The sequence below is a fragment of the Streptomyces sp. NBC_00620 genome (assembly GCF_026341825.1).
In the GTDB taxonomy this organism is placed as follows: Bacteria; Actinomycetota; Actinomycetes; order Streptomycetales; family Streptomycetaceae; genus Streptomyces.
The window spans coordinates 3,520,271-3,545,308 of the sequence record NZ_JAPENY010000001.1 but is presented as its reverse complement, the minus strand read 5'-3'; the positions used below and the strand labels follow the sequence as shown (position 1 = coordinate 3,545,308).

Annotated in this window: 23 protein-coding genes; 8 read left to right on the top strand and 15 right to left on the bottom strand. The window is 70.8% G+C overall.

Going from position 1 to position 25,038, the window contains the following annotated elements; all coding sequences use genetic code 11:
* Positions 1-235 precede the first annotated feature (235 nt).
* Positions 236-3,547, top strand: a complete 3,312-nt coding sequence (locus tag OG246_RS16395; protein ID WP_266462196.1) for a S8 family serine peptidase — start codon at positions 236-238, stop codon at positions 3,545-3,547.
* Between the two features lie 70 nt (positions 3,548-3,617).
* On the opposite strand, the gene OG246_RS16390 is transcribed toward OG246_RS16395, so the two are convergent.
* The 7 genes from OG246_RS16390 to OG246_RS16360 all read right to left on the bottom strand — a co-directional run bounded on the left by OG246_RS16390 (position 3,618) and on the right by OG246_RS16360 (position 8,162).
* A complete protein-coding gene (locus OG246_RS16390; RefSeq protein WP_266462193.1) occupies positions 3,618-4,004 on the bottom strand; it encodes a hypothetical protein in 387 nt (128 codons plus the stop codon).
* A complete protein-coding gene (locus tag OG246_RS16385; RefSeq protein WP_266462191.1) occupies positions 4,001-4,528 on the bottom strand; it encodes a hypothetical protein in 528 nt (175 codons plus the stop codon). The genes OG246_RS16390 and OG246_RS16385 overlap by 4 nt, the downstream gene beginning before the upstream one ends.
* A gap of 62 nt (positions 4,529-4,590) precedes the next feature.
* Positions 4,591-5,358, bottom strand: coding sequence for a hypothetical protein (locus OG246_RS16380; protein WP_266462188.1), 768 nt, complete (start codon positions 5,356-5,358; stop codon positions 4,591-4,593).
* Positions 5,359-5,468: 110 nt separating this feature from the next.
* The gene (locus OG246_RS16375) at positions 5,469-6,203 is read right to left on the bottom strand and encodes a hypothetical protein (RefSeq protein ID WP_266462185.1); all 735 of its coding nucleotides are present in this window, start codon (positions 6,201-6,203) and stop codon (positions 5,469-5,471) included.
* 2 nt (positions 6,204-6,205) lie between these two features.
* Positions 6,206-6,754: an RNA polymerase sigma factor gene (locus OG246_RS16370; RefSeq protein ID WP_266464255.1), complete on the bottom strand. Its 549-nt coding sequence runs from the start codon at positions 6,752-6,754 to the stop codon at positions 6,206-6,208.
* 135 nt (positions 6,755-6,889) lie between these two features.
* The gene (locus OG246_RS16365) at positions 6,890-7,627 is read right to left on the bottom strand and encodes a hypothetical protein (protein ID WP_266462183.1); all 738 of its coding nucleotides are present in this window, start codon (positions 7,625-7,627) and stop codon (positions 6,890-6,892) included.
* A gap of 1 nt (position 7,628) precedes the next feature.
* A complete protein-coding gene (locus OG246_RS16360) occupies positions 7,629-8,162 on the bottom strand; it encodes a sigma-70 family RNA polymerase sigma factor (protein WP_266462180.1) in 534 nt (177 codons plus the stop codon).
* 157 nt (positions 8,163-8,319) lie between these two features.
* On the opposite strand from OG246_RS16360, the gene OG246_RS16355 reads away from it, so the two are divergent.
* Positions 8,320-10,362: a TerD family protein gene (locus OG246_RS16355; RefSeq protein ID WP_266462177.1), complete on the top strand. Its 2,043-nt coding sequence runs from the start codon at positions 8,320-8,322 to the stop codon at positions 10,360-10,362.
* Between the two features lie 105 nt (positions 10,363-10,467).
* Positions 10,468-11,484 (top strand): aspartate-semialdehyde dehydrogenase, encoded by a 1,017-nt coding sequence (locus tag OG246_RS16350; RefSeq protein ID WP_266462174.1) that lies wholly within the window; start codon positions 10,468-10,470, stop codon positions 11,482-11,484.
* Between the two features lie 273 nt (positions 11,485-11,757).
* Here OG246_RS16350 and OG246_RS16345 read toward each other — a convergent pair whose 3' ends face one another.
* Positions 11,758-12,228: a DUF1203 domain-containing protein gene (locus tag OG246_RS16345; protein WP_266462172.1), complete on the bottom strand. Its 471-nt coding sequence runs from the start codon at positions 12,226-12,228 to the stop codon at positions 11,758-11,760.
* 112 nt (positions 12,229-12,340) lie between these two features.
* Here OG246_RS16345 and pepN point away from each other — a divergent pair, with 112 nt between their 5' ends.
* Positions 12,341-14,914 carry an aminopeptidase N gene (gene pepN / locus OG246_RS16340; protein ID WP_266462169.1) on the top strand — a complete coding sequence of 858 codons (2,574 nt, stop codon included), beginning with the start codon at positions 12,341-12,343 and terminating at the stop codon, positions 14,912-14,914.
* Positions 14,915-15,001: 87 nt separating this feature from the next.
* On the opposite strand, the gene OG246_RS16335 is transcribed toward pepN, so the two are convergent.
* The 4 genes from OG246_RS16335 to OG246_RS16320 form a co-directional block, all read right to left on the bottom strand.
* Positions 15,002-15,772 carry a class I SAM-dependent methyltransferase gene (locus tag OG246_RS16335; RefSeq protein ID WP_266462166.1) on the bottom strand — a complete coding sequence of 257 codons (771 nt, stop codon included), beginning with the start codon at positions 15,770-15,772 and terminating at the stop codon, positions 15,002-15,004.
* Positions 15,773-15,928: 156 nt separating this feature from the next.
* Complete coding sequence (locus OG246_RS16330) at positions 15,929-16,909, bottom strand: LysR substrate-binding domain-containing protein (RefSeq protein WP_266462163.1); 981 nt, start codon at positions 16,907-16,909, stop codon at positions 15,929-15,931.
* Between the two features lie 23 nt (positions 16,910-16,932).
* A complete protein-coding gene (locus OG246_RS16325; protein ID WP_266464252.1) occupies positions 16,933-17,850 on the bottom strand; it encodes a DMT family transporter in 918 nt (305 codons plus the stop codon).
* A 49-nt stretch (positions 17,851-17,899) separates the two neighbouring features.
* On the bottom strand, positions 17,900-18,868 hold the full coding sequence (locus OG246_RS16320) for an EamA family transporter (protein ID WP_266462160.1): 969 nt from the start codon (positions 18,866-18,868) through the stop codon (positions 17,900-17,902).
* A 123-nt stretch (positions 18,869-18,991) separates the two neighbouring features.
* Between OG246_RS16320 and OG246_RS16315 the strand changes: the two genes are divergently transcribed.
* Positions 18,992-19,495: a MarR family winged helix-turn-helix transcriptional regulator gene (locus OG246_RS16315; RefSeq protein WP_266462158.1), complete on the top strand. Its 504-nt coding sequence runs from the start codon at positions 18,992-18,994 to the stop codon at positions 19,493-19,495.
* 48 nt (positions 19,496-19,543) lie between these two features.
* On the opposite strand, the gene OG246_RS16310 is transcribed toward OG246_RS16315, so the two are convergent.
* From OG246_RS16310 to OG246_RS16300, 3 genes are all read right to left on the bottom strand, one after another.
* A complete protein-coding gene (locus OG246_RS16310) occupies positions 19,544-19,789 on the bottom strand; it encodes a hypothetical protein (RefSeq protein WP_266462156.1) in 246 nt (81 codons plus the stop codon).
* An 89-nt stretch (positions 19,790-19,878) separates the two neighbouring features.
* Positions 19,879-21,960, bottom strand: a complete 2,082-nt coding sequence (gene malQ, locus OG246_RS16305; protein WP_266462150.1) for a 4-alpha-glucanotransferase — start codon at positions 21,958-21,960, stop codon at positions 19,879-19,881.
* Positions 21,961-22,200 carry a hypothetical protein gene (locus OG246_RS16300; RefSeq protein WP_266464249.1) on the bottom strand — a complete coding sequence of 80 codons (240 nt, stop codon included), beginning with the start codon at positions 22,198-22,200 and terminating at the stop codon, positions 21,961-21,963.
* Positions 22,201-22,433: 233 nt separating this feature from the next.
* Between OG246_RS16300 and OG246_RS16295 the strand changes: the two genes are divergently transcribed.
* From OG246_RS16295 to OG246_RS16285, 3 genes are read left to right on the top strand one after another with little or no spacing between them, the layout of a single operon-like run.
* On the top strand, positions 22,434-22,967 hold the full coding sequence (locus tag OG246_RS16295; protein ID WP_266462146.1) for a PadR family transcriptional regulator: 534 nt from the start codon (positions 22,434-22,436) through the stop codon (positions 22,965-22,967).
* Positions 22,964-23,677, top strand: coding sequence for an ABC transporter ATP-binding protein (locus OG246_RS16290; RefSeq protein ID WP_266462144.1), 714 nt, complete (start codon positions 22,964-22,966; stop codon positions 23,675-23,677). Before OG246_RS16295 ends, OG246_RS16290 begins: the two co-directional genes overlap by 4 nt.
* Positions 23,674-25,020, top strand: a complete 1,347-nt coding sequence (locus OG246_RS16285; protein WP_266462142.1) for an FtsX-like permease family protein — start codon at positions 23,674-23,676, stop codon at positions 25,018-25,020. The genes OG246_RS16290 and OG246_RS16285 overlap by 4 nt, the downstream gene beginning before the upstream one ends.
* Positions 25,021-25,038 lie beyond the last annotated feature (18 nt).

Genomic DNA, 25,038 nt, shown 5'->3' with positions numbered 1-25,038 from the left:
ATCGAACGCGGAGGCGCAGGACACATCCGGCATTAGCCGGACATCACCCCCATGACGCATGGCGGAATTACGCCACGACTCCAACCCGCCACGGTCAACCCTCCCCAAACAACTGCCCCTTAGGTAAAGCTGAGCGGTCATCCGGGTTCACATACCGGACCGACACGATCGCGTCCCGACAGACCATCGGGGCAGGTCGTTCCACGCTCGTTCCTTATACCTACAAGGGATGCTGATGACCCCCGACCCTCAGCGCGCTCCGATATCGGGCGCGAGACGCGTGGCCCGCATAGCCGTGGCCGCGGGCATGGTGGCCGCGCTCTCCGCGGCCGGGCCGATACCCATGGCCTTCTCCGCAGGAACCGACACCCCGGTGGCGGACCCCGTCGTCAAGTCCGCGAGTGAGAAGCTCGGTTCGGACGACGCCGATCTCCTCGCCGACGCCAAGGCAGCCGGCGACAAGAACGTCACGATGATGATCGCCACCGCTCCCGGCCAGACCGAGCAGGTCGCCGACCAGCTGGACGCGGTGAAGGGCGGCTCCGTAGGCGAGACCTACGACAAGCTCGGCTACGTCCGCGCCACCGTCCCGACCGGCAAGGCCGACTCGGCCATCGCGGCCGCCACCAAGCTGACCTCCGTGCACGGGATCGACCTGCGCCAGGAGATCGCGCTCGACGACCCGACGCCGACGGCCGACACGGCGAAGAGCGCCAACAACGTTTCTACGGCGGCCACTTACCCGGCACCCTCCAAGAGCACGCCCGCCGAGAACCCGTACAACCCGTCCTTCGAGACGGGCGCCGTCGACTTCGTGCAGGACAACCCGAAGGCGGACGGCCGGGGTGTCACCATCGGCATCCTCGACTCCGGTGTCGACCTCGCGCACCCGGCGCTGCAGAAGACCACCACCGGCGAGCGCAAGATCGTCGACTGGGTCACCTCGACCGACCCGATCCTGGACAGCGACGCGACCTGGCGCGCGATGGTCACCGCGGTGACCGGGCCCACGTTCACCGACAGCGGCAGGACCTGGACGGCGCCCGCGGGCTCGTACCGGTTCAGCACCTTCCGGGAGTCCGCGACCACCGGCGGCGACGCCGCGGGCGACGCGAACCGGGACGGCGACACCACGGACACGTGGGGCCTCCTGTACGACGCGGCGGCCGGTACGGTCCGGGTCGACCTGAACAACAACAGCGACTTCAGCGACGACACCCCGCTGAAGCCGTACAAGGACGGCTACCAGGTCGGCTACTTCGGTACGGACAACCCGTCCACCGACGTCGTCGAGCGCCAGCCGTTCGTCGTGGAGATCCGCAAGGACGTACCCATGGACCCGTACGGCGGTTCCTGGGTCGGTCAGAAGCGCGACTTCGTCAACATCGGCGTCATCGAGTCCGAGCACGGCACGCACGTGGCGGGCATCACCGCCGCGAACGGCCTGTTCGGCGGCAAGATGAACGGCGCGGCCCCCGGCGCGAAGATCGTCTCCTCGCGCGCCTGCACCTGGACCGGCGGCTGCACCAACGTCGCGCTCACCGAGGGCATGATCGACCTCGTCGCCAACCGCGGCGTCGACATCGTCAACATGTCGATCGGCGGTCTGCCGGCGCTGAACGACGGCAACAACGCGCGCGCCGAGCTCTACACGCGCCTCATCGACACCTACGGCGTCCAGCTGGTGATCTCCGCGGGCAACTCCGGCCCCGGCGCGAACACCATCGGCGACCCCGGCCTGGCCGACAAGGTCATCTCGGTCGGCGCGTCCATCTCCAAGCAGACCTGGGCCGCCAACTACGGCTCCCAGGTGGAGAAGAAGTACGCGATGCTGCCCTTCTCCTCGCGCGGCCCGCGTGAGGACGGCGGCTTCACCCCGACGCTGACCGCCCCCGGTGCCTCGATCAACACCACGCAGACCTGGCTGCCCGGCGGCCCGGTCGCCGAGGCGGGCTACTCGCTGCCGGCCGGTTACTCGATGCTGCAGGGTACGTCGATGGCGTCGCCGCAGGCGGCGGGCGCTTCGGCGCTGCTGCTGAGCGCCGCCAAGCGGAAGGGCATCGACCTCACCCCGGCGACCCTGCGCACCGCTCTCACCTCGACCGCCGATCACATCAAGGGTGTTCAGGCGTACGAGGAGGGCGCGGGCCTCATCAACATCGTGGACGCGTGGGACTCCATCAAGGACGGCGCGACCGCCCACGACTACACGGTGAAGGCGCCGGTCGACACCGCGATCGACTACGCGCTCAAGACCCCGGGCTTCGGCACGGGTCTGTACGACCGTGAGGGCGGCCTCAAGGCGGGCCAGAAGAAGACGTACGACGTCACCATCACGCGTACGTCCGGCGCCGACAAGGCGCTCACCCACGAGCTGTACTTCGAGAACAACGCCGCCGGCACCTTCAAGATCGTCGGCGACGACGTGGTGAAGCTGCCGCTGAACCAGCCGGTGACCGTCAAGGTCCAGGCCGCGCCGAAGTCGGCCGGTCTGAAGAGCGCGATCCTCGAGGTCGACGACCCGAAGACCGAGGGCATCGACAAGCAGATCCTGTCGACGGTCGTGGTCTCCGCCCCCGTCAAGTACACGTACTCGGCGTCGGGTTCGGTGCAGCGCAACAGCACCACGTCGTACTTCGTCACCGTCCCCGAGGGCGCCAAGTCCCTCGAGGTCGCGATCGGCGGACTGAAGGCCACGAGCCAGACCCGGTTCATCGCCATCCACCCGTACGGCGTTCCGGTCGACAACACCGGCACCCCGTACTGCTACAACAACTACCTCAACGGCAACGGCTGCAAGCCCGACGTGCGTTCGTACGCGGACCCGCAGGCCGGCGTCTGGGAGATCGAGGTCGAGTCGCGCCGTACGTCGCCGCTGCTCGACAACCCGTACAAGCTCGACGTCTCCGTGCTCGGCGTGGCCTTCGACCCGGCCGTCGTCACCGTCCCCGAGGCCAAGGTCGGCACCCCGGCCCCCGCTTCCTGGACCGTGACGAACAACTACGCCGCGCTCGACGGCACCCTGAAGGGCGGCCCGCTCGGCTCCTCGCTGACCGCGCGGCCGACCATCGCCGACGCCGAGACACACACGACGACGGTCGAGGTGCCCGCGGGCGCCGAGTCCCTCGACGTCGCCATCGGCAACGTCTCGGACCAGGCGGCCGACCTCGACCTGTCGGTCTACTTCAACGACGAGGTGGACCCGGTCGCCACGTCCGCGGACGGCGACTCCGAGGAGGCGGTCTCCATCGCCTCGCCCGCCGCCGGAACGTACACCATCGTGGTCTACGGCTACTCGGTCCCGTCGGGCTCGACCGCGTACGACTACCAGGACGTGTTCTTCTCGTCCGCGCTCGGCACGGTCACGGTCGACGAGTCCACTCCGGTGAAGCTCGCCACCGGCGCCTCGGCCTCGGTGTCCGCTTCGGTCACCGCGGCTGCGGCCGCGCCCGAGGGACGCGAGTTCTTCGGACAGGTCCAGCTGGTGAACGCGCGCGGCACGGTCGCGGGCCTCGGCAGCGTGAAGATCGAGAAGGTCACCCCGTAGCACCCGGGTGACAGCCGAGGGGCGGGCGTCCGGAAGGACACCCGCCCCTTGTCTCTTCCGTGCGCCCCGGCTAGCCGGAGGTCCGGATCCCGCCGATGTTGACGTCCGCGCACACCTGCTCGATGAACTCACCGACCGCGTAACTGGACTTGCGGGCGGCCTCCTCGTGCTCCGGCTCAGCATGGTCGTACCAGGCGAGCAGCCGCTCGAAGTCCTCCGAAACTCCCTCGGGGAGGCCGTCGTTGAGGTCCTCGATGATGTGTTCGCGCTCGTGCACGGTGAGTTGCTCGGTCCGTTCCAGATCCAACGGAGCCGCCGTACGGCAGAACGCCTTGCTCTTCGCCGAATCCTTGAACTCATCCACCTCCGACTCCCCCAGGACGAGGAATCCGGTGGTGCCGAGCGCGAGCAGCGCCGCGGTCACCGAGGCGACGAGGAACCCCTTCCTCATGATCACGTCCCCGCCTTGATCGCGTTCAGGTCGTGCTGGTCGTAGTGGGTCGGCCAGATTCCCTTACCGCGCATGCAGGAGTTGTTGTCGGAGTCGTTGCTCGCCTTGCGGTGTCCCAGGTCCGCCGTGTGGCCGAACTCGTGGCAGCCGAGGCTGCGCCACTGCGAGGCGGTGAGGCCGTAGTACTGGTTGAAGCGGACGCGGATGATGTCGCACGAGGTCCACAGGGCGTTCCAGTTCGTGCAGTCCGTACGGCCGCTCCACTCGGTGTCGCCGTAGTCCGCGTCGTAGACCTCGATGTCACCGCCGCCCCACGAGGTGGTGATGACGCTGCGCTCCAGTTCGGCCTTGCCGTGGTTCATCGCGTTGGTGCCGTTGGTGGTCAGCTTGATGCCCTTGACCGCCTGGTTCCTGTTGTCCGGGTCGGTCCCGTCGTCGTCGTGGTCGGCGTGGGCCGCGGAGGGGAGCGCCAGGATGAGGGCGGCGGCCACGGCGAGCGCGGCGGTGAGCCGGGGAGAGAGTCTCGGCACGTCGGATCGCTTTCTGTCGGTACGGACGGCTGGAGTGCTGACACGCAGGGCCTGGCGCGCGATCATCCGCTCGTGGGCGACGCGCTGGGTTCCGAGCCGTCGTCGACGGAGTCGTCGGGGTAGGGCTCCTCACTGCCGTCGTCGGCCGCGGGCTCCGTCTGGGAAGCGCTGGGCGCGGCCGGCGGCTCCGATACGGTTTCGAGTTGATCGCTGTTCTCCGGCTGGAGCAGGTACCTGATCTGCAGCCCGAAATCGAGCGAGTCCATCCAGCCGATGGCCGCGGTGAGTTCCGACTCGGGATCCGCCGACAGTTTCAGGAACCCGTCACTGGTCTCCAGGGCTCGCCCCTGGGTGTTGACCAGCTTGTAGTGGCCGGCGGTCGTGCTCCTGGTGAGGAAGTAGTAGCCCTCGTCGCCGATCTTGCTCCAGGCGACGTTCTCCACCTGGTAGCCCGCTCCGTCCTCGTCCCAGCCCCACTCCTCGACGACGAGGGTGGACGGCAGCAGCGCCTTCTTGTAGCTCGTCTCGACGGAGAGGGTCACGTCGCGCGCCTGCTCGACACCACCGCTGTCCTCATCGCCGGTGCTCCGGCCGGGCTGGATGTCCGTCACCGTCGCCTTGACGATGTACGGCGTCGACCCGACCAACTGCTCCAGGTTCGCGAACTCGATGGTCTCCCGCCCGTGCATGATCCGCTCGGCCCGTGCGTCGAGGCGCGAGCCCGGGGACTCCTCCCCGAAGGCGCTCCAAGCGCCGACCCCGATGACCGCGCTCGCGGCGGCCACGGCGGCCGCGGTTCTCCACGAGAGCTTCGATCTGTTCGTACTCACGACACATCCCCCCTGGATGTAAATGGCATGCACCTGCCACAAAAATCACGCAAGGGAAAGGTAAAGGGATTGTGATCGAATACGCAACGGCTTTACTCAGAAGACCGGGATCATTCGAGGGGGCAGTCGACCCCCCGCGCACCGGGCAGGGCCTTCCCGACCCACTGGCGCCCCCATTCCAGGGCGTCGCGCACTGGCCCGGACGGCGCGTCGGGGCCACCGTCGGGCAGCGCCGGGTCACCCTCCCGGAAGGTCTCGAGCCCCTCCGCGGCGATCCCGGAGACCACGACCAGCATCCGCACGCCGATCCGGTAGTACGTCTTCGTCTCCGCACCCTCGGTGGTGAAACTCAGCTGCGGCTTCCCGCTCTCCGGCTTGTAGTAGCGGTCCACGTCCAGGACGACGCGGAACCTCTCGTCGCCGCCAAGGGCGTCGACGCGGGCCACCGTGCCCTCGGCCACGGCCGTGGAGCAGGCGATGGAGCCCTCGGCAGTGAGCCTGGCCTCGTCGGCGCCGCCGTCCACGGTGCCGTTGTGGGCGACGAGATAGGCGGCGGCCGTGCCGACCAGCGCGACGGCCACGGAGGCCGCGAGTGCGAGGACGACCTTGCGCGTACGCCGAGAGCGGCGGACGGGCGCCCGCGGTTCCGGCGGGGCGACGGGCGCCGTCGCGGCCGCCCGGGCCAGCCCGTCGCCGATCCGCCGTAGCTGTCCCTGTACGGCGGCCATGTCCCGTTCCGCTGCCGCGTGCCTGTCGGCGGCGGTACCGGGGTCCTGGGGCGAAGGCCGGCCCAGCAGCACCGCCATGAGCTGCTCGTCGTCCACCGGCTGCTCGTGCTCGTGCACCGTCAAGCCACCTCTTCCACTTGCAGCCGATCGCGCATCAGCTTCGCCGCCGCGTACAGCCTGCTCTTGACCGTTCCCAAGGGGATCCCCAGCTGCTCCGCGATCTGCGGCACCGAGAGGTCCGCGTAGTAGCGCAGGACGAGCAGTTGCCGCTGCGGGGCGGGCAGCGCGTCGAGTCCCTCGGCGACGGCGAGGGCCAGCAGCCCCTCCTCGGGACCGCCCTGCACCTGGGCATCCGGAGTACTCAAGAGTGAGAGCCGCTCGCTGACCCGCTCCTGACGGTGTTTCGTACGGTGCCAGTCAACGGCGAGGTTCGATGCCACCACCGCTGCCCAGGCGCCGACGTCACGCGGGGACTCCTCGCCACGTGCCCGGCGCTCCAGCAGTCGTAGCCGTACCTGTTGCAGCCCGTCCTGAAGGTCGTCCTGCGGTACGCCGCCGAGCGCCAGAACCGCGCGGACCCGGTCGGCCTGGGCCGCTTCGAGCGGATCCGCGTCGTGCGGGTCCTGGTCGGTGCGCGGGTCCTGGTCAGCGCGCGGGGATCTCCTGATCGGCACCGGTGCTCTCCCCCATCGTGTTTCTCCTATGACGCAGAAGCATCAGGGATCGTTCGACGGGGGCGGAACCCCATTCTGCGGAAACGGAGCCCAGAAGGAAACCGGGCCCGGATCAACGGCACGGTCGCCTCAACGGTCAGTGCACTCGAGTGTGTTCGCGTCCGGCAGCGCCGAGACGATCCACGCGCGTTCGCGGGCGATGTTCTCCTCCCCCTTGATCCAGGTGCCGGCGGACGCCGCGCCGGCCGGGATGCCGACGAGGACGTGGTCGCCCTTCTGCAGCCGCGGAACGATGTCCAGGTCCACAACGAGGATGACCTGATCCTTCCCCTTCTCCGGCTTGTAGTAGCGGCTCACGTCGAGGGTGATGCGGTCCTGGCTCGCGTCGGGGCCCGGCTCAACCTGCGCGACCGTACCCTCGACGACGAGCCGGGCGCAGGCGAGGTAGCCCGGGGTGCTGAGCGCGGACCTCTGGTCGGACTGCGCGTTGTTGTCCGCCGCTTTCTCCCCGCTACTGCTGTCGGCGGCCCCGACGCCGATTCCGTTCTGCGAGATGAGCCAGCCCATGCCGAGGACCATCGCGGCCACGGCGGCTGCGGCGAAGGTTCCCAGGGCGATGGGCAGGGCCCGGCGTGCGCGCCTCCTCGGCGCCCGTGCCGGCGTCGGCGCTGGTTTCGCTGCTTCCTTGCGTTCCGCGGGCTCCGCAAGCGCGTCCCCGATGACCCCCAGCCGCTCGCGCAACAGCGCCACATCCGCCATCGCCGACCCGTGCTCCGCCATGAACTCGGCGTCGTCCTGGGCTCCTTCGGGCAGCGGTTCGTCCGTGATCGCGGCCAGGAGCGCGTCGACACCTTCGTACTCGGCCACGTCACACCACCTCGTCCTCGTGCAGGCGGGTGCGCAGTGCCCGTACCGCCGCGTGCAACCTGCTCTTGACCGTGCCCTCCGGGATGCCGAGTTCCTCGGCTATGTCGCGGACGGGCAGGTCGGCGTAGAAGCGCAGGACAAGGACCTGGCGCTGGGAGTCGGGCAGTTCGTCCAGACCCTGGGCGACCGCGAGCGAGAGCACGCTGGAGTCCTCGTCCGAGGGGTGCTCCAACTGCCTCAGCGAGGCCAGGCGTTCACCGAGCCGCTCCTGACGGCGCTTGGCCCGGTGCCAGTCCATCGCCAGGTTGGACGCGACGACCGCCGCCCACGCGGACACGTCACGCGGCGCCTCGTCCCCCTTCGCCGCGCGCTCCAGCAACCGCAGGCGGACCTGCTGAACCCCGTCCGGCAGGTCCGCCTGCGGTACCCCGCCGAGCGCGAGCACCGCCCGCACCCGGCGCTCCTGCGCCGCGTCCAGGGGGTCGTCCACCTCCTGGACGCCCCCCTGGCCGCGGCGGGCCTTTCTGCGCAGCACAGCACCCCTCCCCTCCCCCGCGTTTCCTCTATGACGCCGGATCGGGCCAGAACGTTCGGCTCGCTTCCGCGGAGTTCCACGGACCCCCGGCCTCCACTTCTCTCTCTCATTTTCTTCTCATCGACTTCACGCCATGGTCACTGCCACGATGTGCCCCATGACGCACATCATCAAGGGCGCCAACATCCCTGTTCCCGCAGGTCTGTTGCGTGTCGCGGTCTGCCGGCGGAACGTGCCGGGGACCCCCTCCGTGGACGCCTCGGCACTACTGCTCGACGCGGTCGGCAGGGTACGGGGCGACGCCGACCTCGTCTTCTTCAACCAGCCCGCGCATCCCTCGGGCGCCGTACGGCACGCGGGGAACGGCGAGGGCGGCGGGCAGCTCGCCGAGTGGCTGGAGTTGGACCTGCCGCGGATCGAGCCCGCCGTGCAGCGGGTGTTGATAGCGGGGTCCTGCGACGGAGGGGTCTTCGGTGCGGTGCCCGGACTCGCCGTGCAGGCGCTCGCCGGGGACGGGGCGGTGGTCGCGCACTACGAGGTGACGGACGCGTCGAGCGAGACCGCCTTCGTACTGGGCGAGTTCTACCGGCGCAACGGGGAGTGGAAGTTCCGCGCGGTGGGGCAGGGTTACGCGTCGGGGCTCGCGGGGCTGGCGACGGACTTCGGGATCGTGGTGGCGGAGCCGGTGGCTCCGGTGGTGCGTACGGACATCTCGAAGACGAGCGAACCGCCGCCCGCCACCGTCATATCGATCCCCTCGCCGGCACAGGCGCCCGCACAGGCACCGGCACCGGGCTCCCTCGGCGCCGACTTCGCGCCCTATGCCCAGAGCGGCCGCGGCAACGGCGTGGTCTCCGTGGACGTACCCCTGCCGCCGGGTCCGGTGATCGTGGAGATCCGGGTTCTGGGCGACGACTACCTCAGTGTCGAGACCCTCGACCACCGCAACAAGAGGGACCGCCTCGTCTTCAACACGCTCCTGCCCGACTTCCACGGCCGCGCGCTGGTCCAGCCCCCGCAGGACCGTCCGCTGCGGCTGAACGTCGACTACAGCGGCGCCTGGACGGTCACCGTGCTCCCACTGTCGGCGGCCCGCCCGCTCGGCACCGCGAAGCTCACGGGCCGCGGCGCCGACGTCCTCGCCTACACCGGCACCGCGGCCGATGTGAAAGTCAGGTTCGACGGCGGCGCCGACCGCGAGCTCTTCCAGGTGAACCTCCACGAGGCCACGCACCTGGACGACCTCAGCCGGCACGACCTGATCGTCAACGAGATCGGCCGGCTCAAGCAGACCGTCCCGGTCCCCGACGGCCCGCTCCTGATCGTCGTCGAGAACGCCGAGGGCAACTGGGAGCTCACCGCCAAACCCCTGCCCGTCCGCAACCCGTCCGCCGGCCAGAAGACGGGCGTCTACGAAGGCCGGGGCCACAAGACGATCACGCTGGTCAACCCCCGCCCGGGGCGCCCGGCGCTGGTCCGGTACGACTTCCCGGGCGCCAAGGCCGACTACTCGCTCGAAGTGAAGACCGTCGACGAGTACGGCGACGAGGACAACTGGTTCACCGGCCGCGAGCGCGGAACCCGTGGCACGGCCCTGCTCTTCGCCGACGGCAGGGCCGAGCAGCCCGTACGGATCGGATGCTCGGGCGAGTGGACGCTGCGGCTGCTGCCCGAGGAGGAGGCTCCGCTGCTCACCGGTCCGGCCGAGGGCGTGGGCAGCACGGTTCTGCGCTATCAGGGACCGCCCACCCTGATGACGGTGCAGCGGACCTCGCGCGGCGACAACGAGCACCTGAGCGCGTGGGCCGTGAACCACCCGTACGGAAAGTCGGTGTCCATCGCCGACACCCTGGGCCGCCGCCGTCCCACTCTCGGCCCCGTGTGGGTCGACCCGGGCGGCACCTGCTTCGTGTCGGTCCGCGCCGCCGAGGGCACGAAGTGGCGCCTGGAGCCGGCCCCGATCGGGGCCGCGCCCGTGCTCGGCGCACGGACCCCGGGTGGCTGGTATGGAGTCGTACGTCACACCGGGCCCGAGGTCGAGATGGTGCCCGTCGCGACCGGCCTGATCCACGTCTTCGAACTGGACGAAAACCTGTTTCCGCACCGGCACATCACCGCATCTTCCGGTCCGTACCGCATTTCGAGCTCATTCCTCCATGTCCGGTCACTGGGCGAGTGGACGATCGAACTGCGCGGCTGAGGGAGTGGCGTCCCACACCCCGGGCAAAGGATTGGACACAGCGGCCCGGGTGAGACGCATGATGGAAACGCCCAGGCCATGCAATCGCCACGTGAAGGAGTCCTCGTGAGGGTCGGAATCGTCGGAGCCACCGGTCAGGTCGGCACGGTCATGCGCAGGATCCTGGTCGAGCGGGACTTCCCGGTCGACGAGCTGCGTCTGTTCGCCTCGGCCCGCTCGGCCGGGTCGGTCCTCGACGGTGTGACGGTCGAGGACGCCTCCACGGCCGACTACACGGGCCTGGACATCGTCATCTTCTCAGCGGGCGGCGCGACCTCGAAGGCGCTCGCCGAGAAGGTCGCCTCGCAGGGCGCCGTCGTGATCGACAACTCCTCCGCCTGGCGCAGGGACCCGGACGTACCCCTCGTGGTCTCCGAGGTGAACCCGCACGCGATCGCGGACCGGCCCAAGGGCATCATCGCGAACCCGAACTGTACGACGATGGCCGCGATGCCGGTGCTGAAGCCGCTGCACGAGGAGGCGGGCCTCGAGGCCCTCGTCGTCGCCACCTACCAGGCGGTCTCCGGCTCCGGTGTCGCCGGTGTGGCCGAGCTGCACGGCCAGGCCCTCAAGGTCGTCGCCGACGCCGACAAGCTGACCCACGACGGCTCCGCCGTCGACTTCCCCGAGCCGGGGGTCTACAAGCGGCCCATCGCCTTCAACGTGATCCCCCTCGCGGGTTCGATCGTCGAGGACGGGCTGCACGAGACCGACGAGGAGCAGAAGCTCCGCAACGAGTCCCGCAAGATCCTGGAGATCCCCGCCCTCAAGGTCTCCGGCACCTGCGTGCGCGTCCCGGTCTTCTCCGGGCACTCGCTCCAGGTGAACGCCCGCTTTGCGCGGCCGCTGAGCGTGGAGCGCGCCACGGAGCTCCTGGCCGGCGCCCCGGGTGTCGTCCTCTCCGACATCCCGACCCCTCTCGAGGCCGCCGGCAAGGACTCGTCGTACGTCGGCCGCATCCGCAATGACGAGACCGTCGACAACGGCCTCGCCCTCTTCGTCTCCAACGACAACCTCCGCAAGGGCGCGGCGCTCAACGCGGTGCAGATCGCGGAGCTGGTGGCGGCGGAGCTGAAGAGCTGACCGCCGGGGGGTGGGGGGTGGTTTTCTTCGCCCCCTCCGCCCCTACCCGTCCCTTGCTTCTGGGGGCTGCCGCCCCCAGACCCCCGCTGTCGGCCTGAACGGCCTCGTCCTCAAACGCCGGACGGGCTGAAAGATCTCTCCCCGGCCGGGACTGAAAGACTTCAGCTCCGGCCGGGGAAATCTTCAGCCCCTCCGGCGTTTGAGGAGCGGGGGTTTGGGGGCGGAGCCCCCAAGTGACGGGAATGGGTAGGGGCGGAGGGGGCGAAAAACCCACTACCCCCTGCGCACCTCGTACAGGAAGCAGCCGTACTCCACGGCCCGGACGTGGACCAGTGCCACGGCCGGGTCGTCGAAGGCGTTCCGGAAGGCCGCGTCGTCGGGAGCGGCGACCAGCTGTCCGCCCAGGATGCGCCCCTCGGCGGAGTAGCGGCGGACCGTCCGGTGGGCGTTGGCGAAGGGGTAGCCGGCCCCGTCCGGTCCCGCGCACGCCTCCGCGTGGATGAAGACCGGGCCCTGCTCGTCGTAAGCGCCGGGATCCACGCCCGTCGACGCGGCCCACCGCCGCAACGGCGCGTACGAGACCAGCGCGATCACCTCCCCAGGCAAGCTGCGCCGCAGACAGCAGCGCAGCGGCGCCCCACCCTCCTCATCGGTCACGGGAACCATCCCGCGCCCCGCGTCGTCGACAGAGCGCAGCTCCTTCAGGATCACGGGGGTGATGGCCCGTGCGGTGTACGTAGTCATGGCTCCAGAGTCACGCGCAGCCGCCCGCTTCTCCGGCGGGAAACGGACATCGCGTTCCGCGCGGATCCCGTGGAAGGATGGCGCAACCCACCCATAACGAGGAGATGACCGCGTGCCTGGCACAAACCTGACCCGCGAAGAGGCGCAGCAGCGGGCGCAGCTGCTCACCGTTGACTCGTACGAGATCGATCTCGACCTCTCCGGCGCGCAGGAGGGCGGCACCTACAGGTCCGTGACCACGGTGCGCTTCGATGTCGACGAGAACGGCGCGGAGTCCTTCATCGACCTGGTGGCCCCGGCCGTCCACGAGGTCACCCTCAACGGCGACCCGCTGGACGTCGACGCGGTCTTCAAGGACTCGCGGATCGCGCTGCCGGGTCTGCTGGAGGGCCGCAACGTGCTCCGCGTGGTCGCGGACGCCGCGTACACCAACACCGGCGAGGGGCTCCACCGTTTCGTCGACCCCGTCGACCAACAGGCCTACCTCTACACCCAGTTCGAGGTCCCGGACGCGCGCCGCGTCTTCGCGTCGTTCGAGCAGCCCGACCTGAAGGCCACCTTCCAGTTCACCGTGAAGGCGCCCTCCGGCTGGACCGTCATCTCCAACTCGCCGACGCCCGAGCCCAAGGACGACATCTGGGTCTTCGAGCCGACGCCGCGGATCTCGACGTACATCACGGCCCTGATCGTGGGCCCGTACCACAGCGTGCACAGCGTGTACGAGAAGGACGGGCAGTCGGTCCCGCTCGGTATCTACTGCCGTCCCTCGCTGGCCGAGTTCCTCGACTCGGACGCGATCTTCGAGGTGACGCGGCAGGGCTTCGACTGGTTCCAGGAGAAGTTCGCCTACGCGTACCCGTTCAAGAAGTACGACCAGCTCTTCGTGCCGGAGTTCAACGCGGGCGCGATGGAGAACGCGGGCGCGGTGACGATCCGGGACCAGTACGTGTTCCGGTCCAAGGTGACGGACGCCGCGTACGAGGTGCGTGCGGAGACGATCCTGCACGAGCTGGCGCACATGTGGTTCGGCGACCTCGTGACCATGGAGTGGTGGAACGACCTGTGGCTGAACGAGTCGTTCGCCACCTACACGTCCATCGCCTGCCAGGCGTACTCCCCCGACTCGCGCTGGCCGCACTCCTGGACCACCTTCGCCAACTCGATGAAGACGTGGGCGTACCGGCAGGACCAGCTCCCGTCGACGCACCCGATCATGGCGGAGATCCGCGACCTGGACGATGTGCTCGTCAACTTCGACGGGATCACCTACGCCAAGGGCGCGAGCGTGCTGAAGCAGCTCGTCGCGTACGTCGGCATGGACGAGTTCTTCAGCGGTGTGCAGGCGTACTTCAAGGCGCACGCGTACGGCAACACGCGGCTCAGCGATCTGCTGGGCAAGCTGGAGGAGACCAGCGGGCGTGACCTGAAGACCTGGTCGCAGAAGTGGCTGCAGACCGCGGGCATCAACATCCTGCGCCCGGAGATCGAGACGGACGCGAACGGTGTCATCACCTCGTTCGCGATCCGCCAGGAGGCCCCGGCGCTGCCTGCGGGCGCCAAGGGCGAGCCGACGCTGCGCCCGCACCGTATCGCCGTCGGCCTCTACAGCCTCGACGAGACCAGCGGCAAGCTGCTGCGCGACGAGCGCGTGGAGCTGGACGTCGACGGCGATCTGACGGCCGTACCGGAGCTGGTCGGCAAGCGCCGCCCGGACGTCTTCCTGCTCAACGACGACGACCTGTCGTACGCGAAGGTCCGCCTCGACGAGGACTCGCTCGCCTTCGTCACCGAGCACCTGGGTGACTTCGAGTCCTCCCTCCCCCGTGCCCTGTGCTGGGCCTCGGCCTGGGACATGACGCGCGACGCGGAGCTCGCGACCCGCGACTACCTGTCCCTCGTCCTGTCGGGCATCGGCAAGGAGTCGGACATCGGTGTCGTGCAGTCGCTGCACCGCCAGGTGAAGCTGGCGATCGAGCTGTACGCCGACCCGAACGCCCGCGAGGCCCTGCTGACCCGCTGGACCGACGCCACGCTGGCCCACCTGCGGGCGGCCGAGCCCGGCAGCGACCACCAGCTGGCCTGGGCGCGCGCCTTCGCGGCGACGGCCCGTACGCCGGAGCAGCTGGACCTCCTGGAGGGGCTGCTCGAAGGCCGGGAGACCATCGAGGGCCTGGCCGTCGACACCGAGCTGCGCTGGTCGTTCGTGGAGCAGCTGGCAGCGGTCGGGCGCTACGACGAGGCGGAGATCACCGCCGAGTACGAGCGGGACAAGACGGCGGCGGGTGAGCGTCACGCGGCCACGGCCCGTGCCGCGCGTCCCACCGAGGAGGCGAAGGCGGAGGCCTGGGCCCAGGTCGTCGAGTCCGACAAGCTCCCGAACGCCGTGCAGGAAGCGGTGATCGGCGGCTTCGTACAGACCGGCCAGCGCGAACTGCTCGCCCCGTACACGGACAAGTTCTTCGCCGTGGTGAAGGACATCTGGGACTCGCGCTCGCACGAGATCGCCCAGCAGATCGCGATCGGCCTCTACCCGTCCATCCAGGTCTCCGAGGAGACCCTCACCAAGACGGACACCTGGCTGGCCACCGCCGAGCCCAACGCGGCCCTGCGCCGCCTGATCTCGGAGTCCCGCTCGGGCGTCGAGCGGGCGCTGAAGGCACAGGCTGCGGACGCGGCCGCGTCGTAGTCGGTTCTACGGGTTCTACGTGAAGGGGGGCGTCCGGCATTGTGCCGGGCGCCCCCCCTCACGCTCGGCGGGAGCGCGACCCGGTACTCATGACTTGCGCGCGGTGAGGACCGGCTGGAAGAAGCCGCTGGCTTCCGGTGCCGCCCACTCGGGTCCGGTGAAGCCCGCCTCGGTGACGAAGCCGGTCAACCGGTCTCGGGTCAGGGCCCAGTAGGTGGTGCGCCGCACCTTGACGCGCCAGTCGTCGCCGTCCGGAAGGAGCTGGAAGAGCTCCAGGTCGTAGCGTTCGCCGTCCTTGTGCCAGTCCCAGAGCTGGAAGGTGACGGCTCGGCCGCCCGGCGTCCGCGCGAGCTGCGGAGGGGTCGAGACGGGCCGGGACCGCAGGATCTCGTCGTACGGGCGGGTGCTGAGGATCAGCAGTCCGCCCTCGCGGAGGACGCGGCGCATCTCGGCGAGCGCCGCGCGTACGTCCTCCTCGGCGAGCAGGTGGGGCAGGGCGTTGTCGGCACAGACGACGACGTCGAATACGGCGTCGGCGAAGGGAAGGTGCCGCATGTCGGCTGCCGCCGTGGGCAGTTGGAGCCCTCGGAGCGCCGCCTCACGCGCCGCACGGCCGACCGCGACCCGGCTGAGGTCGGAACCCGTGACCCGGTGACCGCGCAGGGCGAGCGCGATCGCCTGGGTGCCGATCCCGCAGGAGCAGTCCAGCACCGCCGCGGTCCCGGCACCGAACCGCGCGCCAACCATCGCGTCCAGGGCTTCGCCCTGCCGGGCCATGCTCGCGTCCCAGTCGGCGAAGATGAGGTGGTAGTCGGCCGCGAACTGATCGTAGAACCGTGCCACCGAAGCGTCGTCCATACTGCCCACCCCAGCAGCATGCCCGACCGGGCGCTCCGAGTCAGCGGTCCAGGGCCTGTCCGACCATTTCCGCCAGTCCCGCCGACGCCCGGAGGCGGCCCCGCGGCGTCAGGCGGCGAGAGTGCATGCATGACGCCGCGAGGCAGCCGGGAGTCGTCAGACAGGCGCCAGCCGCGCGGCCGCGTCCCGCAGGGCGTCGAGTACGTGGCCCACGGCGGGTGCGTCCTCGGCTCCCCGGCGCACCGCGGCGACCACGTGCCGGTGCGGACGGTCCGCGGCCAGTTCCCGCATGACGACGCCGTCCCGGCGTACGGAAGCCATCCGAGGCACCAGAGCGACACCCATCCCCGCCTCGACCATGGCCAGGATGGCCGTCCACCCGGCCGCGGAGTGCCCCTGGTGAGGGCTGAACCCGGCGGCCTCGCACGCCGCCCGGGTGATCTCCGACCATGGCCCGCTGCCGCCGAAGATCCACGGTTCGGCGGCGAAGTCGGCGAGCCGCACGGCCGGCGCCGACGCCAGCGGATGAGCTCGCGGCAGGGCCAGATCGAGCGGATCGGCGAGCAACGGCACCCGAGTGAACCGCGGATCCGCCGCGGACGGCGCCTGCGCGGCCAGCGACAGCGCGAGGTCCACCGAACCCGCGCCGAGCAGTTCGTACGCCTGAGCCGCCTCGGCCTCCCGCACCTGCACGGTGATCCCCGGATGCGCCTCGCCCAGCGCCCGTACGGCGGGTACGACCAGCGCGGGCACGGCGGTCGAGAAGGCGCCCACCCGCACCTCCCCCACCTCGCCCTGCACATACGCGGCCAACTCCGCGTCCGCCCGCTCCAGTTGCTCGAACACCGCCTCCGCGTGCCGCAGCACGAGCTCCGCCGCGCCGGTGAGCCGCACCCGCCGCCCCGAGGCCTCCAGCAACGGCACCCCGAGCTGCCTGGCGAGATTCGTCAGCTGCTGCGACACGGCCGAGGGCGTGAGCACCAGCGCCTCCGCGGTCGCGGTGACGGTCCCGTACTCCCGCAGAGCCCGCAGAATCCGCAGCTTCTTGATGTCCCACCTGTCGCACCTGTCGTACCTGTCGTACCTGTCACGTCTGTCGTAGCTGTCATCGCGGTCGGAGCTGTCGTACTCGGCCATGGCGGCAACCTATCCACACCCGGTCAGCGGGTCCCGCGGGCGGCGCCGAGGACGACTCCGCCGAGGATCAGAGCCATGCAGAGCAGCTGCGTCATGGTCGTCCGCTCGCCCAGGACGGCGTACGACAGGGCCGCGACGCACACCGGCTGGAGGTAGTAGACCGCTCCGGCGCGGGCCGCGCCGATCAGGGAGATCGCCTTGTTCCAGGCGAAGAACGCGACTGCGGAGGAGGCGACCCCCACATAGAGGAGGGGGCCGACGGTCGCGGGGGTGGGGGCGAAGGTCCCCTCGGCGCTCACGCTCATCGCGTACGCCGGGAGCAGCATCGCCGTGCCCAGGGCGAAGGTCGCGAACAGGAAGGTGAGGCCGGTGAGTTCGGCGGGCCTGCGGCGCAGGAGCGCGCTGTACGACGCGAAGCAGGTCGCCGCCGCGATCATCCAGAGGTCGCCCGTCGTGAAGTCCGCGACCGACAGCGAGCCCTTGCCGACCAGGAGTACGACGCCCACGCAGGCGATCAGCATGCCGACGACACGGCGCGCTCCCAGACGTACGCCGCCGGCCCGTTCGTACACCGCCATCAGGACCGGCGACGCGGCCATGATCATGCCCATGTTGCCCGCGGAGGTGGAGACGCCAGCCTGGTTGACCAGGGTGTTGTAGACGGTGACGCCGAGGAGGGCGGCCAGGAGGACGAAACGGAGGTGGCGTCGCAGGAGCGCCCGCTGCCGCCAGGCCTCGCGCGCCGCGAACGGGGCGACCGCCACCAGCGCGATCACCCAGCGCCAGAACGCCTGTTGCACGGGCGGCACGCTGTCGTGCAGGGCACGGGCGGCGACGAAGCTGCCGGACCAGACGACCGTGGCGACGACGGCGAGCGCGAGACCGGCGGTCCCGTTTCTCGCCGTGCTGCCGCTCGGACTGTGCGTACGGGTCCGGTCCAGGACTGCCACGTATGTCCCTTGCCTTTCGGTGGTCGGGGGAGGTTCCCGACTACCGTCGCAAGGCAGGACCTGTCACGTCCATCGAATCTTTTCGAGCATTCCTTTCAGGAGAACTGAAAGGTCCGACGCCCGCACTCGACGTGCGCGGCGTGCGCGGCCTCAGCTGACCGAAGACCGTCGCCCCGAACGCCACCGCCATGCCCGCCAACTGCACCGGCGTCAGCGCCTGCCCGAGCGCCGCCCAGCCGATCACGGCCGCCGTCAGCGGCGAGAGCGGGCCGAGGAAGGTCACCTGCGTGGCGCTGAGCCGGCCGATGCCGCGGAACCAGAGCCAGTACGCGACCGCCGTGTTCGCCAGCGCGAGATACAGATAGCCGCCGACCGCCCGGCCGTCCAGCGCGGGCGGCGCGCCCTCGACGATGAGGGCGACCGGCGCGATCAGCAGTCCGCCGGCCGTCAACTGCCAGGCGGTGAGCGCCAGTGGGCCGACCCCGTCCGGCCGTCCCCACCGCTTGGTGAGCACCGTGCCGGTGGACATCGACGCGGTCGAGGCGAGCGCCGCGAGCACGCCCACCAGGTCGAGCGCGCCCGCCGACTGCAGCACGACGAGGCTGACACCGAGGGCGGCGGCGATACCGGTGAGGAGGGTACGCAGCGTTGGGCGGTCGCCGAGCAGCAGCGCCGAGAGGCCCGCGACGAACAGCGGCCCGATCGAGCCGACGACCGCCGCCATCCCGCCCGGCAGCCGGTACGCGGAGAGGAACAGCAGCGGGAAGAACGCGCCGATGTTCAGCGCGCCCAGCACCGCCGCCTTCCCCCACCAGACGCCGCGCGGCAGCACCCGGGCCAGCGCGAGGAGCAGCAGTCCGGCGGGCAGCGCCCGCATCAGCCCGGTGAACAGCGGCCGGTCGGCCGGCAGGAACTCGGTGGTGACGGCGTAGGTGCTGCCCCAGGAGATGGGGGCGAGTGCGGTGACGGCTATGAGGAGGGCAGGGAGGGCGGGACGGGTCGCGGTCATGAAAGTAGCTTAGCCCTAAGCTACTTTCCAGCAAGCCACTTTCAACAAATCTACTTTCAGCTAAGCAACTTTCCGCCAAGCTACTTTCTTGCGACCGACCGGTCCGCGACGGATACTCGCCCCATGAACACGCCCAAGGACCCCGTCGACGCGATCATCGAGCAGTGGGCCTCGGTGCGGCCCGACCTGGACACCGCCGCGATGGAGGTCTTCGGGCGGATCTACCGGCTCTCCCGCACGATGGGCGACCGCATGGAGAAGGCGTACGCGCGCTTCGGCATCGCGCGTGGCGAGTTCGACGTACTGGCGACCCTGCGCCGCTCGGACGCCCCGTACACACTCTCGCCCAGGCAGCTCTCGGCCACGCTCATGCTCACCACCGGCGGGATGACCGGACGCCTGGACAAACTGGAGCGTGCGGGACTGCTGCGCCGCTCACCCGATCCGCACGACCGGCGCGGGCTCCAGGTGACGCTCACGGACGAGGGCCTCGCGCTGATCGACCAGGCCGTCGGGGCGGGGCTCGCCGTCCAGACGGAAGCGCTGTCCGCCCTGAACGAGGAACAGGCCGGCCAACTGGCCGACCTGTTGAGGGAGTTGCTCGCCGGAACCGGCGCCAACGCGTGACGGAGGGAGCTGGAACCGAACCTGGTCCAGCCCCGCTTCTGCCTACGCCTAGCTCTGCTTCTGACCCAGGTTCTTGTCGGACTTGTCGAGGACCATCACGAGGCCCGCGATGACCCCGAACAGCACGAGCGGCGTCAGCACGAAAAGACCCAGCGTGTCGATCACGCTCAGGCCCGTGCCGGGGTCGTCACCGTCGTCGCGGGTCAGCGCGAGCGCGGGAGACGTCATGAGCAGCATCATCAGCGTCGTACCGGCAGCCAGGGCGCCGGCGCGCAGGGCGTTCTTCTTGTCCACGGTGCCAACGTAGCGAACGCCCGAGTGGGCCGCGCGCCCGGGGGTGCCGTACGGAGGTCCCGGCGACTCCCGCCCGCGCCCCCGCCGCCTCACGCACGCACCCGCAGCACATCGATCAACGCGTGCAGCCGGGGCGAGGCCGCCAACTCCTCCAGTGTCACCGGCCGGCCCTCCGCATCGGCGATGGGCAGCCGCCAGTTCGGGTACTGGTCCCAGGTGCCGGGCAGGTTCTGCGGGCGGCGGTCGCCGACCGTGTCCGGGAGCCAGACGCCGATCATCCGGGCCGGAGTGCGCAGCAGGAACCGGTGCACGGCCTGGATCTCGGCCTCCTCCGAGACCGCGGACAGCCCGCCGGTCGCGCCCTGCAGCAGTCCGAGCCGGTTGAGCAGCGCCAGCCACTCCCCCGTCTCGGCGGCCGCGGCGGCCCGCTCCTCCGCCAAGGTGCCCGTCAACAGGCCCAGCCGGTCGCGGAGTTCGACGTGTTCGCCGGTGAGCCGGGCGGCTGTGGAGGGGAGGTCGTGGGTGGTGGCGGTGGCCAGGCAGTCGGCGCGCCAGCGTTCGGGGGGAAGGGGCAGTCCGTCGCCGTCCCAGTCGCGTTCGAACCACAGCACCGAGGTGCCGAGCACCCCGCGCTCGTGCAGCGTCTCGCGCACACCGGGTTCGACGGTGCCGAGGTCCTCGCCGATCACCAGCGCCCCGGCGCGCGACGCCTCCAGGGCCAGTACCGCGAGCATCGCCTCGGCGTCGTAACGGACGTACGTCCCCTCCGTGGGCGGCTGTCCCTGTGGAACCCACCAGAGCCGGAACAGGCCCATGACGTGGTCGATGCGCAGGGCGCCCGCGTACCGGAAGAGGGCGCGCAGGAGGCGGCGGTACGGGGCGTAGCCGGACTCGGCCAGGCGGTCGGGTCTCCAGGGCGGCAGGCCCCAGTCCTGGCCGCGTGCGTTGAAGGCGTCCGGGGGCGCGCCGACCGACATGCCCGCGGCGAAGTACTCCTGCTGCGCCCAGGCGTCGGCCCCGTCCGGATGCACCCCGACCGCGAGGTCGTGCACGAGTCCCACGGCCATGCCCGCGTCGCGCGCGGAGCGCTGGGCGGTGGCGAGTTGGGCGTCGGTGAGCCAGGCGAGGCGGCTGTGGAAGTCGACGCGGTCCATCAACTCGCCCCGGGCGCGGGCGGTTTCGGGCGAACGCGGATCGCGCAGGCCTTCCGGCCACTGCTGCCACCGGGAGCCGTACACCTCGGCGAGCGCGCACCAGGTGGCGTGGTCCTCCAGCGCCTCGCCCTCCTCGGCGAGGAAGTCGACGTACGCGGCCCGCCGCCCGGGCCCGAGCGGCACCTCGCGCACCAGCTCCAAGGCCTCGCGCTTGAGTTCCCACACGGCGTCGCGGTCGATCAACTCGCCCTTGCTCAGCACGGATTCACGCAGTCGCGCGGCGCCCTCCAGGAGCGTACGCACCCGGTCGCGGTCCTCGACGTAACCGAACTCGGGGATGTCCTCGACCCGCAGATGCACCGGGTCGGGGAACCGGCGGGAGGAGGGCCGGTACGGGGAGGGGTCGGTGGGGGTGCCGGGCACGGCCGCGTGCAACGGGTTGACCTGCACGAATCCGGCGCCGAGCGCACGGCCCGCCCAGGCGGTGAGTTCGGCGAGGTCGCCCAGGTCGCCCATGCCCCAGGAGCGGCGGGAGAGGAGGGAGTAGAGCTGGACGAGGAGTCCGTACGTGCGTCCGGGCGGTGACGGCAGGCGTGCGGGGGCGACGACGAGGTGGGCGTCGGCGGTGCGGCCGTCGGGGGCGGTGACGTGCAACGCGTGGACGCCGGGCGGAAGTTGCTCGGCGGATGCGCGGGTCTCGCCCTGTTCGGTGTCGATGCGGACGCGGGTGCCGTCGGGCAGTCCTGCCAGTTCCCCGGGCAGTCGGCCGCCCCAGCACACCAGCGTCGGTGGCAGCAGCCTGTCCCGCGTCTCGGCCTCCCGGGACGCGAGGGCGGCGCCGATGGCCTCCGGCGTGCTCGCGTCGACGCCGAGCGCCGCCAGTACCGCGACGACCGCGGCGTCCGAGGACGCGACCGTACGGTCCTGGGACGGGCTGTAGGAGGTGGCGACGCCGTGCAGTCCGGCGAGCCGGGACAGCGGCGTCGAGGGAGGGTCCGCGGGGCGGCCAGGTGCCATCTAGACCCCCGACGCGGCGCCGGTGGAGGTGGGCTCGCTCGTCAGGTGCGCCGCGTCGGCCAGCGGCGGCTCGCTGGTCAGCGGCTCGGCGTCGGGGAGTGGGGGCTCGCTGGTCAGCGGGGTCTCGGCGCAGGTGCTCTCCGCGCTGAAGACGCACAGCTGCGGGTCCTGAAGGTCGGCGGACGGTTGCGCCCCGCGTTTGGAGAGGGCCGAGAGCAGAAGGTGTGCCGATGCGGCCACGAGGGTCTCCTTGTCGTCGTACGGCTGGAAGCGGGTTACCGCAGCCCTACCCAGCGGGCGCGACGGCAGACGTACACGGACGAACAACGTGGTAGTGGTCACGTTCTGTTCCCGCGCAACCCCTCCAGGTTGGTGCAAGCAGGTCATTTCGGCCACTCTCGTCGCCGCCGCTCGCGAGACTTTCCCGGGCTCACTATTCACTCACTACATATATCGAGTACATAATGAACCGCATGAGCACCCGCCACATCCTGCTGGGGCTGCTCGCCGGAGGTCCCAGCCATGGGTACGACCTCAAGCGACGCCACGACGAACGCTTCCCGCAGGCCCGCCCGTTGGCCTACGGGCAGGTCTACACAACCTTGCAGCGGCTGGTCCGCGACGGTCTCGCGGAGGTCGAGGGGACCGGCTCGGACGGCGGCCCGGAGCGGACGCTGTACCGCTCGACCGACGACGGATCACGCGAACTGGCCCACTGGGCAGGGGAGATCACCCCGCCCGCGCCCTTCGTGACCAACGAGATCTTCGCCAAGGTCGTCGTCGCGATCCTCGCCTCGGCGGATCCGGCCGGCTATCTGGCGGCGCAACGCGCCGCGCACATGGCGCGGATGCGCGAGCTCACCTCGCTGAAGACCGCGCCCGGCGCCGGTCTCGCGACCGTCCTCTCGGCCGACTACGCCCTCAACCACCTTGACGCCGACCTCCGTTGGATGACCACGACGGCGGCCCGGCTCACCACTCTGACCGCGGAGGTCGACGCAGCATGAGCAACCCACTCCTGGCAGCCAGGGGCCTGTTCAAGGCGCACGGTGCCACCCGGGCCCTGCGCGGCGCCTCGGTGGACCTGCGCGCGGGCGAGATCCTGGCCGTCACCGGGGCCAGCGGCAGCGGCAAGTCCACGCTGCTGCACTGCCTCTGCGGCATCGTCCGCCCGGAGGAGGGCACGGTGCACTACGACGGTGAGCGCCTGGACCGCCTCCCCGAGAAACGGCTCAGCGAACTGCGGCGTACCGACTTCGGGGTGGTGTTCCAGTTCGGTCAGCTGATCCCCGAACTGACCGCGCTCGACAACGTGGCGCTGCCGCTGATGCTCGCGGGCACCGCGCGTACGACGGCCCAGGAGCGGGCGGGCGAGTGGCTGGAGCGGTTCGGCGTACGCGGGCAGGAGGCGCTGCGGCCCGGTGAGATGAGCGGCGGCCAGGCGCAGCGGGTGTCGCTCGCGCGGGCCCTCGTGACCGGCCCGAGGATCGTCTTCGCGGACGAGCCGACCGGCGCGCTGGACTCCCTCGCCGGGGAGCAGGTGATGACCGCGCTGGTGCACACGGCCCGCGAGTCGGGTACGGCGGTCCTGCTGATCACGCATGACGCGCAGGTGGCGGCGTACGCGGATCGGGAGGTCGCGCTGCGGGACGGGGTCGTGGCCGGCGGCCCCGCGGTCGGCTCGGCGGTCGACGCGTCCGTGGAGGTGTCCCCGTGAGGACCGATCTCAGGCTCGCGCTGCTGCTGACCCGCGGTTCCGACCGGCGGGAGTGGTGGCGGATCACGCTCACAGCTGTCGGGGCGGGGCTCGCCACCGGCTTCGGTCTTGCCGCGGTCGCGGTCGCCTCGCTGCGGGGGCTGCACCACCTGTCCATCGGCAACGGTCTGCTCGACCGTCCCGGCGAGCGCTCCGGCATCGTCCTCACGCTGCTTCTCCTGCTCGTCCCGGTGCTCGGCTTCCTCGGGCAGTGCGCCCGCATCGGTGCCGTACACCGCGACCGGCGGCTGGCCGGGCTGCGCCTGGCGGGGGCCTCTCCGGCCCAGGTGCGGCGGATCGCCGCGCTGGAGGCGGGGCTCACTTGCCTCGTGGGCTCGGCGGTCGCCACCGTCTTCTCCGCGCTGCTCCTGCTGGTCGAGTGGCAGCATCCGCCGGTCACCGTCTGGGCGGGGTTCGCGGTGATCGCCGTGGCCGTGCCCCTGCTGGGCGCGCTGATGAGCACGCTCGCGCTGCGCCGCGTGGTCGCCTCGCCGCTGGGCTGGGTGCGGCGGACGCGACCGAGCACGGGCCGGGGGCCGGGCACAGCGTTCCTGATGGCGGCACCGGTGATCCTGTTCGTGGGGCTCGTCATGGCCCCGGACGACTTCGGCGGGTTCGGCACGGCGCCGCCGCTCGTCCTGGGCGTGGTGATCGTCACCGGTGCGGGCGCCGTACGGGTGACCGGCGCCACCGCCCGCCTCACCGGCCGCCGGCTCGCGGCCCGCACCGGAGACCCGGCGACACTCATCGCCGCCGAGCGCCTGCGCGACGACCCGTGGGCGGCTGCCCGCACCCACGCGGCGGTCCTGCTGGTGACCGTGGTGGGGACCGGTTTCATCGGCGTACGGCAGGTGCTGCTTGACACACTCCACACGCGCGGCCCCGAGATGATGGCCTTGGACATGTCCTTCTACACGACCGGTGTCGATCTGACGGGCGCCGCGATCCTGGTCGCCGTGGCGATCACCCTCTCCGGCCTCGCCGTCGGCACCGCCGAGTCACTGGCCACCCGGCGCCGCGGGCTGGCCGCGCAATCCGCCGCCGGGGTGCCGCACGCCGTACTCGGCCGGGCGCTGCTCCTGGAGACGGCCCTGCCGCTGGCCCCCGCGGTCGCGCTGGCCGGCGCCGGGGGCATGGCGATCAGCGTCTGGTACGCGGTGCTCGCCGACGGCGACGGCGGATCGGTGCCGCTGCTGCCCCTGCTGGTCCCCGTCGCCGTATATGCCGCATGCCTGCTTGCCGCCGCCACGTCACTGCCGCTGCTGCGCCGCTCCGTCCACCCGGCGGAGCTGCGCTATGCGTGACATTTCGCACAGCCGCTG

What these genes read in the sequence shown, in the direction of transcription:
- OG246_RS16330 (WP_266462163.1), bottom strand. Translation starts at nt 16,909, where the DNA reads ATGGCCGAGTACGACAGCTCCGACCGCGATGACAGCTACGACAGACGT.
- malQ (WP_266462150.1), bottom strand. Translation starts at nt 21,960, where the DNA reads ATGGCACCTGGCCGCCCCGCGGACCCTCCCTCGACGCCGCTGTCCCGG.
- OG246_RS16395 (WP_266462196.1), top strand. Translation starts at nt 236, where the DNA reads ATGACCCCCGACCCTCAGCGCGCTCCGATATCGGGCGCGAGACGCGTG.
- OG246_RS16335 (WP_266462166.1), bottom strand. Translation starts at nt 15,772, where the DNA reads ATGGACGACGCTTCGGTGGCACGGTTCTACGATCAGTTCGCGGCCGAC.
- OG246_RS16355 (WP_266462177.1), top strand. Translation starts at nt 8,320, where the DNA reads ATGACGCACATCATCAAGGGCGCCAACATCCCTGTTCCCGCAGGTCTG.
- OG246_RS16290 (WP_266462144.1), top strand. Translation starts at nt 22,964, where the DNA reads ATGAGCAACCCACTCCTGGCAGCCAGGGGCCTGTTCAAGGCGCACGGT.
- OG246_RS16345 (WP_266462172.1), bottom strand. Translation starts at nt 12,228, where the DNA reads ATGACTACGTACACCGCACGGGCCATCACCCCCGTGATCCTGAAGGAG.
- OG246_RS16295 (WP_266462146.1), top strand. Translation starts at nt 22,434, where the DNA reads ATGAGCACCCGCCACATCCTGCTGGGGCTGCTCGCCGGAGGTCCCAGC.
- OG246_RS16315 (WP_266462158.1), top strand. Translation starts at nt 18,992, where the DNA reads ATGAACACGCCCAAGGACCCCGTCGACGCGATCATCGAGCAGTGGGCC.
- OG246_RS16320 (WP_266462160.1), bottom strand. Translation starts at nt 18,868, where the DNA reads ATGACCGCGACCCGTCCCGCCCTCCCTGCCCTCCTCATAGCCGTCACC.